Genomic DNA, 14193 nt, shown 5'->3' with positions numbered 1-14193 from the left:
CACGACGATGCCCCGGCTCCTCGGAGCCGGGGCATCGTCGTGTCCGGACCTCGCCGCCTCGCCCTGTGCCTCGCGCCGCCGTCCTCCCCGCCGTCCCCCACATCGCTCCACCCGAGCCCTCCACCGCGCTCCACCGAGCCGCCCCGCTCCGCTGACCACAGCGCCACGGCCTCCTGACCTGCAGGGGTGATCTCGGGGTGGCCGTGGAGCTCCGCGCCGCGGTCCCGAGGTCCGTCATACGCCACGCCGCGCGAGGGCGCAGGACGCGATCCTCCCTCCACCGTGCTCCCCGGCACTGACCTGGGGTGATCCACGACATGAGGGAGAAGTTCGCCGAAACCATGGCCAGCGGTGGGGAGTAGTGGGGTAAAGTGGAGGACGTTGGGAGGAGTTGGGTGTCAGATCGCGAGTCTCGGCGAGTGAAGGAGGGCCTGGATGTTCCTCGGCACCTTCACGCCCAAGCTCGACGAGAAGGGGCGCCTGATCTTCCCGGCGAAGTTCCGCGACGAGCTCGCCTCGGGACTGGTCATGACTCGTGGGCAGGAGCACTGCATCGCGGTGTACCCGCTCATGGAGTTCCGCCAGAAGCTCGAGGAGGCCCGTCGGGCGCCCACCACCGATCGGCGCACACGCGACTACCTGCGCGTGCTGCTCTCCGGCGCGGAGGACGTCATCCCGGACAAGCAGGGCCGCATCACCATCCCGGGTCATCTGCGCACCTACGCGGACCTGGACCGGGAATGCGCCGTCATCGGCGCGCTCGATCGGCTCGAGATCTGGTCGCTCCCGGCCTGGGAGTCCTACCTCGAGCAGAAGGAGGACGGCTTCGCCGAGACCTCCGAGGAGGTGATCCCCGGCCTGTTCTGAGTCCGACCCGAGGGATCTCCGTCCTGTGAGACCTCTCGTCGTTCCCGCCCCGACGCAACTTCCCCGGTGGCGGGTCGGGAACGACGGGGAATCTGGCAGGACGGCACCGCGCACAGGGCGCGGAGTCGGGCGGGACCGCAGGATCCGCATCGCCGCAACGCACATCAGCACCGCATGACCCAGGGGAGGGGTGACATGGACACCACGCCGCAGGACCGGCCGGCCGAGGACCGCCACGTCCCGGTCCTGCTCGCCACCTCCGTGGAGCTCCTCGCCCCGGCCCTGCAGGAGCCCGGGTCGGTCCACGTCGACGCCACTCTCGGCATGGGCGGCCACGCCGCCGCCGTCCTGCAGGCCGCCCCCCGGGCGCACGTGGTCGGGATCGACCGCGATCCGCAGGCGCTCGAGCTCGCCCGGCAGCGACTGGAGCGCGAGGGAGTCCTGGACCGGGCCACGCTCGTCCACGCCACCTACGACGAGATCCCCGCGGTGCTCGAGGACCTCGGACTCCCCGGTGCCCGTGGCGTGATGATGGACCTGGGCCTGTCGAGCTTCCAGATCGACACCACGGACCGTGGCTTCTCCTACGCGGTGGACGCCCCGCTGGACATGCGGATGGACACCTCGTCCAGCGGCCCCACCGCCGCGGATCTGCTGCGCGACCTGCCCGAGGCGGAGATCGCGCGCATCCTCCACGAGCTCGGAGACGAGCGCTTCTCCCGCCGGATCGCGCGCCGCATCGTCGAGCAGCGCGAGAGCGCCCCCCTGACCCGCAGCGGCGAGCTCGTCGAGCTGCTGGACCGTGCGATCCCCGCGGCCTCCAAGGCCAGCGGCGGCCACCCGGCCAAGCGCACCTTCCAGGCGCTGCGGATCGCCGTGAACGAGGAGCTCGAGATCCTCGCCGCGGCGATCGAGTCCGCGCTGGACTGCCTCGAGGTCGGCGGCCGCATCGTCGTGGAGTCCTACCACTCCGGTGAGGACCGCCTGGTGAAGACCGCCTTCACGCGACGCACGCGGTCCTCCGCACCGCCGGGTCTGCCGGTCGAGCTGGAGGAGCACCGCCCCACCTTCGCCCCGCTCGTGCGCGGAGCCCTCCAGGCCGACGACTCCGAGCGCGGCACCAATCCGCGCGCCGCCTCCGTCCGGCTGCGCGCGCTCACCCGAACCCGATCCGCCCAGAGAGCACACTGAGATGGCCAGCACCACCGCCGTTCACGCCCCCGCGGTCCGCCCTGTCCGCTCCCCGAAGCGAGGCGCGCAGTCGACCTCCGCACCGCGGCTGACCGTCGTCGCCGCGCCGCAGGCCACACGCAGCTCGCTGCCGTTCACCCTGCTGTGCACGCTCATCGTCATGGCCACGCTCACGGCGCTGCTGTACATGAACATCCAGATGTCCGGGGCCAGCTACGAGATCACCCGCCTCCAGGGGCAGTCGCAGCGCCTCACCGAGGAGCGCCAGGCGCTCGCCGAGACGAACGAGCGGCTCGGCACGCCGCAGGAGCTGGAGCGCCAGGCGCGCGAGATCGGCATGGTCCCGGTGTCCGATCCCGCCTACATCGACCTCGACACGGGCGAGATCATCGGCGAGACGGCTCCGGCGGCGCAGACTGAGGGCACGCCCGAGCTCGCGGAGGTGCCCGCACAGGTCGCCGTGCCGCCGGCTCAGATCTATGACGAGCCCACCGCCTACCACGGCATGGGCAACGAGGGGGACTGACAGATGGCGCCGACGCGCAGGAACGGTTCGCGACGCACCACCCGTCCTGCGGCGGGCACCCGTGCGCCGCGGCGCGGCGGCGTGATGACAGGCGGCCGCTTGGGCGAGCCCGCCACGCGGCACCGTCTGCTGATCTGCCTGATCATGGTCGCCGTCCTGGCCCTGTCCGGACGCCTGGTCTGGGTGCAGGGGCTGGACGCGAGCGCCCGCGCCCAGGAGGCGATCGAGCAGCGCACCGTCACCCGCACCATCCCGGCCCTGCGCGGGGACATCCTGGACCGTGACGGCACCACGCTGGCCAGCTCCGTCGAGCGCTACGACCTGTGGGTGAACCAGCTCCAGGTGGACGAGTACCTCGAGAACTCCACCACCGCCGAGGTCACCGGCATCGAGGCCGCCGCGAAGGAGCTCGCGCCGGTCCTGGGGTGGTCGGAGTCCGAGACCCGCGACGCCCTCACCGGTGATGCGGGCTTCTCGTACCTGCTCAAGAACGTCGAGCCCGAGGTCCGTGACGCCGTGATCGCCCTGAAGATCCCGGGCATCGGCGCCGATCGCGTGGCCGAGCGCATCTACCCGGCCGGATCGGTGGGCGGGAACATCCTGGGCTTCGTCGGGTCCGACGGCGCGGCCCTGGCCGGGACCGAGCTGTCCTTCGACGAGGAGCTCCGCGGCACCGACGGCGAGACCAGCTACGAGCGCGGCGCCGGCGGCCAGATCATCCCCACGGGCTCCCAGGAGACCACCCCGGCCGTGGACGGCAGCGACGTGCTCCTCACCATCGACCGGGACCTGCAGTGGAAGGCGCAGCAGATCGTCGCGGGCGCCGTCGAGCAGGTCGGCGGCACCGGCGGCAGCGCCGTCGTGTACAACTCCCGCACCGGCGAGGTGCTGGCCCTGGCCGAGTACCCGACCTACGACCCGAACGATCCCGGCGCCGCGGAGGAGGAGGACCTGGGCAACCGGTCGATCTCCAACGTCTTCGAGCCCGGCTCGACCGGCAAGCTCTTCACGATCGCGGCGGCGCTCGAGGAGGGCACGGTCACCCCGGAGACGGAGTACGAGATCCCCTACGAGCGCTACTTCGAGGGACACCGGATCAAGGACTCCCACGTCCATCCCGATCAGCAGCTGACCACGGCCGGGGTGCTCAAGAACAGCTCGAACGTCGGCACCGTGCAGATCTCCGAGACCCTCACCCCGCAGATCCGTCACGACTACCTCACGGCCTTCGGCCTCGGGCAGCCCACCGGCGTCGAGCTGCCCGGGGAGTCCGCGGGCATCGTCCACCCGGCGGAGGACTGGACCGGTCGCACCCGCTACACGACCTCCTTCGGCCAGGGGTACAGCGTCAACGCCCTGCAGATGGTCTCCGCCGTGGGCACCTTCGCCAACGACGGCGTGCGCGTCGAGCCCTCCCTGATCGCGGGCACCCGTGCGGACGACGGCACCGTGACCCCTCTCGGCGAGCCGGAGAGCACCCGCGTGGTCTCCTCGGACACCGCGGCGACGATGCAGGAGCTGATGGACAACAACGTCGACGAGGAGACCTCGGTCGCGGCCGTGGAGGGCTATGCCACGGCGGGCAAGAGCGGCACCGCCCAGGTGGGCGAGACCGGCTACACCGCCTCCTTCATCGGCTTCGCCCCGGCGGACGATCCCGAGATCGTCGTGGGCGTGTTCGTCTTCGGCCTGGACACCTTCATCTCGGGGTCGAAGGCCGCGGCCCCCGCCTTCTCCGAGCTGACCACCTTCACGCTGCAGAACCAGGGCATCGCCCCGACCGGAGTCCCCGGTCGCGAGCTCGAGAACGAATGGTGAGCGCACGGTGACCTCAGAGACCGCCCCCACCCCCGAAGCCGCCCGTCCGCGTCGCCCCCTCGGCGCGGGCGCGGCGGACCTCGCGCGCGCCCTCGGCGCCGAGGTCCCCTCCGTCGACGCGACCCTGCGCGGCGTCACCCTCGACTCGCGCTCGGTGGAGCCCGGCGACCTGTGGAGCGCGCTGCCCGGTGCCTCCGCGCACGGCGCCGAGTTCGCCGCCCAGGCCGCCGAGCGCGGCGCCGCGATGGCGCTGACCGATCCCGCCGGCCGCGACCGCTGCCTCGCCGCCGGCCTGCCCGTGATCGTGGTGGACGATCCGCGGGCGGCGACCGCCGCGGCCGCGGCCCTGGTCCTGGGACGGCCCGCCGAGCGGCTGCGCACCCTCGGCGTGACCGGCACCAACGGCAAGACCTCGATCACCACCGCCCTGACCGGGACCCTCCAGGCGCTCGGCGTGCCCGCCGGCGCGATCGGCACCGGCGGCACCCGCTATCGGGACGCCGACGGCGCCGACCACGCCATCGCGACCGTCCGCACCACCCCGGAATCGCCCGAGCTCCACGGCATCCTCGCCCGGATGCTCGAGGACCGGGTCGAGGTCGCCGCGATGGAGGTCTCCAGCCACGCCCTGGTCCTGCACCGCGCCGACGAGGTCGTCCTCGACGTCGCCTGCTTCACGAACCTCACTCAGGACCACCTCGACTTCCACGGCACGATGGAGGCCTACTACGAGGCCAAGCGCAGCCTGTTCACCCCGCGCCACGCGCGGCGCGGCATCGTCTGCGTGGACGACGCCTGGGGCGCGCGACTGGCGCGCGAGGCGCAGATCCCGGTGACCACCTACGCGACCCGTCCGGGGACGGCGGCCGACCACGTCGCCCGGGACCTGCGCGCCGAGGGCTACGGCAGCACCTTCACCGTCGACGGCCCGGACGGCGCCCGGACCCTCCGTGCCGCCCTGCCCGGGCGGCACTACGTCGCCAACACCCTCGCCGCGGAGCTGATGCTCGCCGCGATCGGGCACACCGGTCCCGAGGTCGCCCGTGCCCTCGGCGAGGCCGGCACCGTGCCCGGGCGCATGGAGCCGGTGGCGCGCACCCCGGTGCTCGGCGTCGTCGACTACTCGCACACCGCGGACGCCCTGGAGCAGGCGCTGACGACGCTGCGCGCCGTGCCCTCCACCCGGCGGCTGATCGTGGTGATGGGAGCCGGGGGAGACCGGGACCGCCGCAAGCGGCCGCACATGGGGGAGGTCGCCGCCCGCCTCGCCGACGTGGTCATCGTCACAGACGACAACCCGCGCACCGAGGACCCCGCAGCCATCCGCCGCGAGGTGCTCAGCGGGGTCCCGGAGGGGGCGGAAGCCCAGGTCCGAGAGGTGGGCGGCCGTGGTGACGCGATCGAGCTCGCCGCCTCCCTGGCCGACGTGTCCGACACCATCCTGGTGGCCGGCAAGGGCGCGGAGACCGGACAGCAGATCGGCGGTATCGTCCATCCGTTCGACGACCGCCTCCGACTGCGAGAAGCGCTGACCGCGCGCGGCGGCGCCGAGTGCGACGACACGGACGAAGGACACTGAGAGATGCTGCAGACCACGGCACGGGAGATCGCCGCCCTCACGGGCGGGACCCTCGTGGGCGGTGCGACCGGGGACGAGACCGTCACCGGCATCGCCCGGATCGACTCCCGGGAGGTCGAGCCCGGGGACCTCTTCGCCGCCTTCGCGGGCGAGCGCACCGACGGCCACGAGCACCTCGGGGCCGCACACGCCGCGGGGGCCGCCCTCAGCCTGGTCACCGTGGATCGCGGGGCGCCCGCCGTGCAGGTGGGGGACGTCCGCGAGGCGCTGTCCCAGCTGGCCGTCGCCCAGCTCGAGCAGGCGCGCCGGGAGAACGAGCAGCTGGTGGTCCTCGCGGTGACCGGCAGCGCCGGGAAGACCGGCACCAAGGATCTGCTGGGCACGATCCTGCGGGCCGAGGGCCCGACGATCGCCCCGGCGGGGAACCACAACAACGAGCTCGGTCTGCCGCTGACCGTGCTGCGCCTCGGGGCTGACACCCGCTTCCTGGTGCTCGAGATGGGCGCCCGCGGGGTCGGCCACATCGCGCAGCTCACCGCGATCGCACGCCCGGACGTGGCGATCGTGCTCAACGTCGGCTCCGCTCACCTCGGCGAGTTCGGCGGCGTCGAGGCGATCGCCCGCGCCAAGGGCGAGCTGGTCGAGGCTCTCGTCCCCACCGGGCGCGCCGTCCTGAACGCCGAGGACCGGCTCGTCTCGGCGATGGCAGAACGGTCCGCGGCTCCCGCCCTCCGCTGGGGCTTCACCGAGGGCGACCTCCGCGGCGAGGACCTCTCCCTGGATGACGAGGCCCGCCTGAGCTTCACGCTGGCGGTCCCCGAGGGGCTCACGGCGCTGGACGGCACGGCGATCCCCGCCGGCCGATTCCCGGTGCGTCCGGACCTGCTGGGCGAGCAGCAGGCCGCCAATGTGCTCGCGGCGCTGACCGCCGCCCTGGTGGCCGGTGCCGACCCCGCGACCGCGACCGCCGCGCTGGAGGGCGCGAGCCTGGCCACCGGCCAGCGCATGGAGGTCCTCCGCGCCGGCGGCGTGACGATCATCGACGACGCCTACAACGCGAACCCGGACTCGATGCGGCAGGCGCTGAAGACCCTCGCGCACCTGGGCCGTTCCCACCGGACGATCGCCGTGCTCGGCGAGATGCTCGAGCTGGGAGAGGACTCGGCCGTGCTCCACGACGGGATCGGCCGGCTCGTGGTGCGCCTGAACATCGGCACGCTGTACGTGATCGGCGACGGCGCCGCCCCGATCCACCACGGGGCCAGCCTCGAGGGCAGCTTCGGCGGTGAGTCCGTCTGGCTGGGCTCGGTGGAGGAGGCCCAGGCTGTGCTAGAACGGACGCTGGCGCCCGGCGACGTGGTGCTGCTGAAGTCCTCGCGCGATGCCGGTCTGCGACGCATCGCCGGCCCGCTCGTGGCACGCCTCGAGGAACGTGGCCCGCTCGGCGGGCCGACGGAGAACGGAGACGACGCATGATCGCGATCATCATCGCGGGAGCCGTCTCGCTGCTGCTGTCGATCCTCGGCACGCCCGCCTTCATCAAGGTCCTCGAGCGCCGCGGCTACGGGCAGTTCGTCCGCGACGACGGCCCCACCTCCCACGCCACCAAGCGCGGCACCCCCACCATGGGCGGCGTGGCGATCATCGGCTCGGTGCTGCTCGCCTACTTCCTCACCCACCTGGTGCTCTGGACCTCTCCCAGCATCACCGTGCTGCTGGTGCTCTTCCTCATGGTCGGGCTCGGGGTGGTCGGCTTCCTCGACGACTACCTGAAGATCTCCCAGCAGGACAGCACCGGGCTGCGCCCGCGCTACAAGCTCGTGGGGCAGTTCCTGGTCGCCACCGCCTTCGCGGTGCTCGCCCTGCTCTTCCCCGACGGGGAGGGGCACACGCCCGCGAGCATGAACGTCTCCTTCGTCCGGGACATCCCCTGGCTGGATCTCGCCTTCCTGGGCACGGTCGTCGGCTTCGTGCTCTTCGCGATCTGGGCGAACTTCCTCGTCGCGGCCTGGTCCAACGGCGTGAACCTCACCGACGGCCTCGACGGCCTCGCCAGCGGTGCGACCATCCTGTTCACGGCGGCCTACCTGATCATCAGCTTCTGGCAGTGGCGTCAGGAGTGCAGCATCGATCTCGAGGCCAGCGGCCTGGTGCAGTGCTACGACGCCCGCGATCCGCTGGACGTCGCCGTGCTCTGCGCGGCGATGATCGGCGGCTGCGTCGGCTTCCTGTGGTGGAACACCTCGCCCGCGAAGATCTTCATGGGCGACACCGGCTCCCTCGCCCTCGGCGGCGCCATCGCGGGACTGACCATCGTCTCGCGCACGGAGATCCTCGGCGCCATCATCGGCGGCCTGTTCGTGATCATCTCGCTGTCGGTCATCATCCAGGTCACCAGCTTCAAGCTGACCGGCCGGCGGGTGTTCCGGATGGCGCCCCTGCAGCATCACTTCGAGCTCAAGGGATGGAACGAGGTCACCATCGTGGTGCGGTTCTGGATCGTCGCCGGCATCCTCGCCGGGGTGGGGCTGGGCATCTTCTATCTCGACGCCCTGCCGAGGCTCACGCCGTGAGCACCGCGGTGCGCGAGCTCCCCGTCGAGCAGCGGCCGTGGCCGGGACTGGACGTCTCCGGACTGCGGATCCTGGTGACCGGCTTCGGCGTCTCGGGCTACGCCGTGGCGGACCAGACCATGCAGCGCGGCGCACAGGTGCTCGTGGTCGACGGCTCCGACACCCCCGAGCTGCGCGAGCGGGCGCAGATCCTCGAGGTGCTCGGCGTCGAGGTGCGCCTGGGCGCCGAGCACACCCTCGCGCTGCCCACGGACCGGGTCCCGGACCTCGTGGTGACCTCCCCGGGCTGGCGGCCCGACCAGCCGCTCCTGGCCGCCGCCGCGGAGGCTGGGATACCGGTGTGGAGCGAGATCGAGCTCGCCCGCCGGATGCAGGCCCCGGACGGGCCCGCCTGGCTGGGCGTGACCGGCACCAATGGCAAGACCACCACCGTCACGATGCTCGAGTCCATCCTCCTGAACGCGGGGGAGAGGGCAGTGGCCTGCGGCAACGTGGGTCTTCCGGTCATCGAGGCCGCCCTGGACCCCGAGGGTTTCGACGTGCTCGCCATCGAGCTGTCCAGCTTCCAGCTGCACTGGACGCAGCACCTGGCCTGCGAGGCCGCGGCGGTGCTCAACGTGAGCGATGACCATCTCGACTGGCACGGGGGCGCCGCGGCGTATGCCGCGGCCAAGGGCCGCATCTACGAAGGCGCCGAGATCGCCTGCATCTACACCGTGGCGGACGCGACCACGCGGAGCCTGGTGGAGGAGGCGGACGTGGCCGAGGGGGCCCGTGCCGTCGGCCTCTCCCTCGCCTCCCCGGGGCTCTCCGAGCTCGGTGTCGTCGACGGGCTGCTCGTGGACCGGGCCTTCCTCGCCGAGCGCCGCACCGCCGCCGCCGAGCTCGCCACCCTCGAGGACCTCTCGCACCTGGGCGCCCACGGCGCCGGGCCGCACGTGATCCTCGACGCCCTGGCCGCCGCCGCGCTCGCCCGGGCGCACGGGGTGAGCGCCCGCGCCGTGCGGGACGGGCTGCGCGCCTACCGCATGGGCGCCCATCGCGCCCAGCATGTCGCCACGCTGGACGGCGTCGGCTACGTGGACGACACCAAGGCCACCAACCCGGCCGCGGCCGCGGCCTCGCTCCGCGCCGCGGAGCGGATCGTCTGGATCGCCGGCGGGGACACCAAGGGCGCGGACCTCGACGAGCTCGTCCACGCCGCGCGCGACCGACTGGTCGGCGTGGTGCTGCTGGGCCGCGACGCGAGCCCCTTCACCACGGCCCTGGCACGACACGCCCCCGAGGTCCCCGTCCGCCGCATCGATCCGGGCGACACTGACGACGTCGCCGGACGCTCCCGGCTGATGGAGGACGCGGTGCGGGCGGCCCGCTCGCTCGCCGCCGACGGGGACGTGGTGCTGCTGGCGCCGGCCGCCGCCTCCATCGACCAGTTCCGTGACTACGCGGAACGGGGGGACCTGTTCGCGGCGGCCGTGACCCGACTGCCAGGAGAGGGCGCATGACGATGGAGGACATCCGTCGGGGATCCCGCCGGGAGGACGGACGCTCCACCGACGTGCTGCGTCCCGACGAGGACCAGCCGCTGGGCAACATCGGCGATCGCGTGCGCAACGGTGTGGGCAGCTGGCTGAAGTCGCCGGCGCTCGACTTCTACGGCCTGATCATCGTGGGCACGCTGCTGATCGGCCTGGGCCTGGTGATGGTGCTGTCCTCCAGCTCCGTCCAGAACATCTCCCAGGGAGGGTCCGGCTTCGCGGGCCTGGTCCGCCAGGGCACCTTCGCCGCGATGGGCCTGGTGGCGCTGGTGACGGCCGCGCTGCTGCCGCCCGGCTTCTACCGCCGGGCGGCCTGGGTCCTGTTCGGACTCGGCCTCCTCCTGCAGTGCCTGGTCCATGTCCCCGGTCTCGGCGTCGAGGTGTACGGCAACCGCAACTGGATCCAGATCGGCTCACAGCGCCTGCAGCCCTCGGAGTTCCTCAAGCTCTCCCTCGCCGTGTGGATCGGCGCCCTGCTGGCGGCGAAGCGTCCGCTGCTGCACCGTCCCTTCCACCTCGCCGTCCCGCTCCTGCCCGGGGTCGCCGCCGCGCTGGGCCTGGTGGTCCTGGGGCACGACCTGGGCACCATGCTCGTGATGGCGATGCTGGTGGCCGGCGCGGTCTGGGTGGCCGGGGTGCCGCGCCGCTGGTTCGTCGCCGCCGGAGCGCTGGGCGTGGTGGGCATCGTGGCGATGACCATCACCAGCGGCAACCGCATGGCGCGCATCAACAACTGGCTCCACGGCACCTGCGCGGGGGACTCCTGCCTGCAGGCGGAGCAGAGCCTCATGGGCCTGGCCGAGGGCGGCTGGTGGGGCGTCGGCCTCGGGGAGTCACGGCAGAAGTGGGGCCGACTGCCCGCCGCCGAGGACGACTACATCTTCGCGATCATCGGTGAGGAGCTCGGCCTCATCGGCACCCTCGGCGTGGTCGCCCTGTTCACCGTCCTGGCGCTGATCATGTTCCGCATGATCGCCCGCCTGGACGACCACTTCATGCAGATCACCGTCGCCGGGATCAGCGCGTGGCTGCTGGGCCAGGCCTTCGTGAACATGATGGTGGTCACCGGCCTGCTGCCGGTGATCGGCGTCCCGCTGCCCTTCATCTCCTCCGGCGGCTCCGCGCTGCTCGCCTCGATGACCGCGCTGGGGCTGCTGATCTCCTTCGCCCGCCGCGAGCCCGGTGCGGCGGAGGCCATCAGCGCCAAGATGGGATCGGTGCGCCGCTCCATCAGCGTGCTGCCCGCGCCGACGGAGCGTGCCGCGGCCGCGGAGCCCGCCACGACGCGCGCCCGATCACGGCGGCGCGGGACCGCCCGCTCGGGGTCCTCCCGGGCCTCGGCCGGACGCGGCGCACGCCGCACCGGCTCCCGCTCCGGACGCACCTCCACCTCACGAAGGACCCGATGACCCCCTCGACACCCCGCATCCTCCTGGCCGGGGGCGGCAGCGCCGGGCACGTCTCGCCGCTGCTGGCCACCGCCGCCCAGATCTCCCGTCGCACGCCCGGTGCCGAGGTCCTCGTGCTCGGCACCCGCGAGGGGCTCGAGGCGGACCTCGTCCCCGCGGCCGGCTATGAGCTCGCGACCATCGAGAAGGTGCCCTTCCCCCGGCGCCCCGACGCGGCGGCCCTGCGCTTCCCGCGCCGTTTCGCGGCCACGCTGCGGGAGGTGCGCTCCCTGCTGCGCGAGCGGGAGATCGACGTGGTCGCCGGGTTCGGCGGCTATGTGTGCCCGCCCGCCTATCTGGCCGCCGCCGCGCAGCGCACCCCGCTGGTGGTGCACGAGGCGAACCGGCGGCCCGGCCTGGCCAACCGGCTGGGATCGCGCCGCGCAGCGGCCGTCCTGACGGCCTTCGAGGGATCGAGCCTGCGCGGTGCCCGCCGCATCGGCATGCCCATGCGGGAGGGCATCGCCCACCTCGATCGGGCCGCGCACCGCGAAGCGGCCGTGACCGGATTCGGACTCGATCCGGACCGCCCCGTGCTGCTGGCCACCGGCGGCTCCCTGGGCGCGCAGCGTCTGAACGCCGCGGTCTCCGCGGCGGCGGAGCAGATCGTCGCCTCCGGCGCCCAGATCCTGCATGTCACGGGACGCGGCAAGGCCGAGGGCCTCACCGAGCGGCCCGGCTATCGCGTGGTGGAGTACGTCTCCGCGATGGAGGATGCCTATGCCGCCGCGGACCTCGCGCTGACCCGCTCCGGGGCGGGCACGGTCAGCGAGCTCACCGCCGTGGGTCTGCCCGCGGTGCTGGTCCCGCTGCCGATCGGGAACGGGGAACAGGCCCTCAACGGTCAGGAGGTCGTGGCCGCCGGCGGTGCGCTGATGGTCGACGACGCCGAGCTCGACGCCGCCCGCCTGCAGCAGCTGGTGATCCCCCTGCTCGGCGACCCGGAGCGACGGGCCGCCATGGCCGCCTCCGCCCGCGCCTTCGGCATCACGGATGCCGCCGAGGTGATGGCCGATCTGGTGACCGGCGTCGCACGCCGCGCCTGACCGTCCTTCCCCCCTGCTCCGGCTACGGTGATGCCATGACTTCCGCCGCCGTCCCCGGAGCCGACGCCACGCCGTCACCGCGCACGATCCTGCGGCCCGGGGACGTCATCACCGACGCCGCCTGGCCCGTCGCGGGCGGCGTCCGCTCGGTGCACGTGATCCGCATCGGCGGCGCGGGGATGTCCGCCGTGGCCCGCCTCGCGCTCGAGGCCGGGCTGCGGGTGAGCGGCTCCGACTCCCAGGACGGCCAGTTCATCGCTCCGCTGCGCGCGGCCGGTGCCCGCATCGGCATCGGCTTCGACGCCGGTCTGCTGGCCGAGGACGTGGACCTGGTGGTGGTCTCGACCGCCGTGCGCGCCGACAACCCCGAGGTGATCGCCGCCCGCGAGCGCGGGATCCCCGTCATCCACCGCGCCGCGGCGCTGGCCGGACTGCTGCGGGGCCGGGAGGTGATCGCGATCGCAGGCACCCACGGGAAGACCACCACCACCGGCATGGCGGTGACGGCGCTGCGCGGCGCCGCCCGCGATCCGGCCTGGGCGCTCGGCGCCGCCGTCCCGGACCTGGGCCGCAATGCCGGCTTCGGAGCGGAGCCCGGCGCCGCGGGGGACCTCGCCCTGGTCGAGGCCGACGAGTCCGACGGCTCCTTCCTCGCCTTCGCCCCGCGCACCGCGGTGGTCACCAATCTCGAGCCGGACCACCTCGACTTCCACGGCGACGCCGCCACGCTCACCGCGGCCTTCGACGCGCTCACCACCCGCATCGAGCCCGGCGGAACGCTCGTGGTGTGCGCCGACGACGAGGGAGCCGAGGCCCTGGGCCGACGGGCCGCGGCCCGCGGCACCGCGGTGCTGCGCTACGGCACCGCCGAGGACGCGCACTGGCGCCTGCGCGCCGAACAGGCGGGACCCCGCGGGACCCGGATCGAGGTCGACACCCCGCGCGGCCGCATCGACGTGGAGCTCTCCGTCGCCGGGCACCACAACGTGCTCAACGCGCTCGGTGCCCTGGCGGCCTCGGCCTCGGCCGCACCCGCGGCCCCGCTGGCGGAGCTCGGCGCGGGACTGGCGACCTTCACGGGCGCCTCGCGCCGCTTCGACGTGGCCGGCACCGCCGGCGGGGTGACGGTCGTCGACGACTACGCCCACCACCCTCGCGAGGTCGCCGCGACCATCGCCGCCGCGCAGGGCATCGTGCGCGATCAGGGGCGCGGCGGGCGCGTGCTGGTCGTGTTCCAGCCCCATCTGTACTCCCGCACCCGCGCCTTCGCCGCCGAGTTCGCCGCGGCGCTCTCGAGCGCGGACCGTGCCTGGGTGATGCCGGTGTACGGCGCCCGCGAGGATCCGGACCCCGCGGTGGACGCCCGCACCGTCACCGCCCACGCCGCCGCGACCGTCGAGCCGCTCGCCGCGGGCGACGACCTCGCGGCACAGGTGGGTGGGGTGGCCCGGCCGGGCGACCTGCTGCTGATGCTGGGCGCCGGCGACATCGTCGAGACCACACCGGATGTGATGGCCGCCCTCGGCGTGCCCCCGGAGCACGGGTGATGGCGCGTCGCCCCATCGCGCCGAGCCCGCGCGGGAGCGCGCGGCGACCGGCGGCCGCGC

The 14193-nt window shown here is 73.4% G+C and carries 11 protein-coding genes; all 11 read left to right on the top strand.

Annotated elements, in window-relative coordinates; translation table 11 throughout:
- Window positions 1–435: 435 nt before the first annotated feature.
- Entirely contained in the window at window positions 436–867 is a 432-nt protein-coding gene (gene mraZ, locus CXH06_RS14260) for a division/cell wall cluster transcriptional repressor MraZ (protein WP_114855865.1), read from the top strand.
- A gap of 195 nt (window positions 868–1062) precedes the next feature.
- The gene (gene rsmH, locus CXH06_RS14255) at window positions 1063–2058 is read left to right on the top strand and encodes a 16S rRNA (cytosine(1402)-N(4))-methyltransferase RsmH (protein ID WP_114855864.1); all 996 of its coding nucleotides are present in this window, start codon (window positions 1063–1065) and stop codon (window positions 2056–2058) included.
- Between the two features lies 1 nt (window position 2059).
- A complete protein-coding gene (locus CXH06_RS14250; RefSeq protein ID WP_114855863.1) occupies window positions 2060–2584 on the top strand; it encodes a hypothetical protein in 525 nt (174 codons plus the stop codon).
- A 99-nt stretch (window positions 2585–2683) separates the two neighbouring features.
- The gene (locus tag CXH06_RS14245; RefSeq protein ID WP_232820371.1) at window positions 2684–4402 is read left to right on the top strand and encodes a penicillin-binding protein 2; all 1719 of its coding nucleotides are present in this window, start codon (window positions 2684–2686) and stop codon (window positions 4400–4402) included.
- Window positions 4403–4409: 7 nt separating this feature from the next.
- Window positions 4410–5981: a UDP-N-acetylmuramoyl-L-alanyl-D-glutamate--2,6-diaminopimelate ligase gene (locus tag CXH06_RS14240; protein ID WP_114855862.1), complete on the top strand. Its 1572-nt coding sequence runs from the start codon at window positions 4410–4412 to the stop codon at window positions 5979–5981.
- Between the two features lie 3 nt (window positions 5982–5984).
- Window positions 5985–7457: a UDP-N-acetylmuramoyl-tripeptide--D-alanyl-D-alanine ligase gene (gene murF / locus CXH06_RS14235; protein WP_114855861.1), complete on the top strand. Its 1473-nt coding sequence runs from the start codon at window positions 5985–5987 to the stop codon at window positions 7455–7457.
- The gene (mraY, locus tag CXH06_RS14230; protein ID WP_114855860.1) at window positions 7454–8554 is read left to right on the top strand and encodes a phospho-N-acetylmuramoyl-pentapeptide-transferase; all 1101 of its coding nucleotides are present in this window, start codon (window positions 7454–7456) and stop codon (window positions 8552–8554) included. The genes murF and mraY overlap by 4 nt, the downstream gene beginning before the upstream one ends.
- Window positions 8551–10059 (top strand): UDP-N-acetylmuramoyl-L-alanine--D-glutamate ligase, encoded by a 1509-nt coding sequence (gene murD, locus CXH06_RS14225; protein WP_232820370.1) that lies wholly within the window; start codon window positions 8551–8553, stop codon window positions 10057–10059. The genes mraY and murD overlap by 4 nt, the downstream gene beginning before the upstream one ends.
- Complete coding sequence (gene ftsW / locus CXH06_RS14220) at window positions 10056–11501, top strand: putative lipid II flippase FtsW (protein ID WP_114855858.1); 1446 nt, start codon at window positions 10056–10058, stop codon at window positions 11499–11501. The genes murD and ftsW overlap by 4 nt, the downstream gene beginning before the upstream one ends.
- Entirely contained in the window at window positions 11498–12586 is a 1089-nt protein-coding gene (gene murG, locus CXH06_RS14215) for an undecaprenyldiphospho-muramoylpentapeptide beta-N-acetylglucosaminyltransferase (RefSeq protein ID WP_114855857.1), read from the top strand. Before ftsW ends, murG begins: the two co-directional genes overlap by 4 nt.
- A 35-nt stretch (window positions 12587–12621) precedes the next feature.
- Window positions 12622–14133: a UDP-N-acetylmuramate--L-alanine ligase gene (murC, locus tag CXH06_RS14210; protein WP_114855856.1), complete on the top strand. Its 1512-nt coding sequence runs from the start codon at window positions 12622–12624 to the stop codon at window positions 14131–14133.
- The last annotated feature ends 60 nt before the right edge of the window (window positions 14134–14193 follow it).

It is taken from the genome of Brachybacterium sp. YJGR34 (assembly GCF_003347015.1).
In the GTDB taxonomy this organism is placed as follows: domain Bacteria; phylum Actinomycetota; class Actinomycetes; order Actinomycetales; family Dermabacteraceae; genus Brachybacterium.
This window is presented reverse-complemented; position numbering and strand designations above follow the sequence as displayed.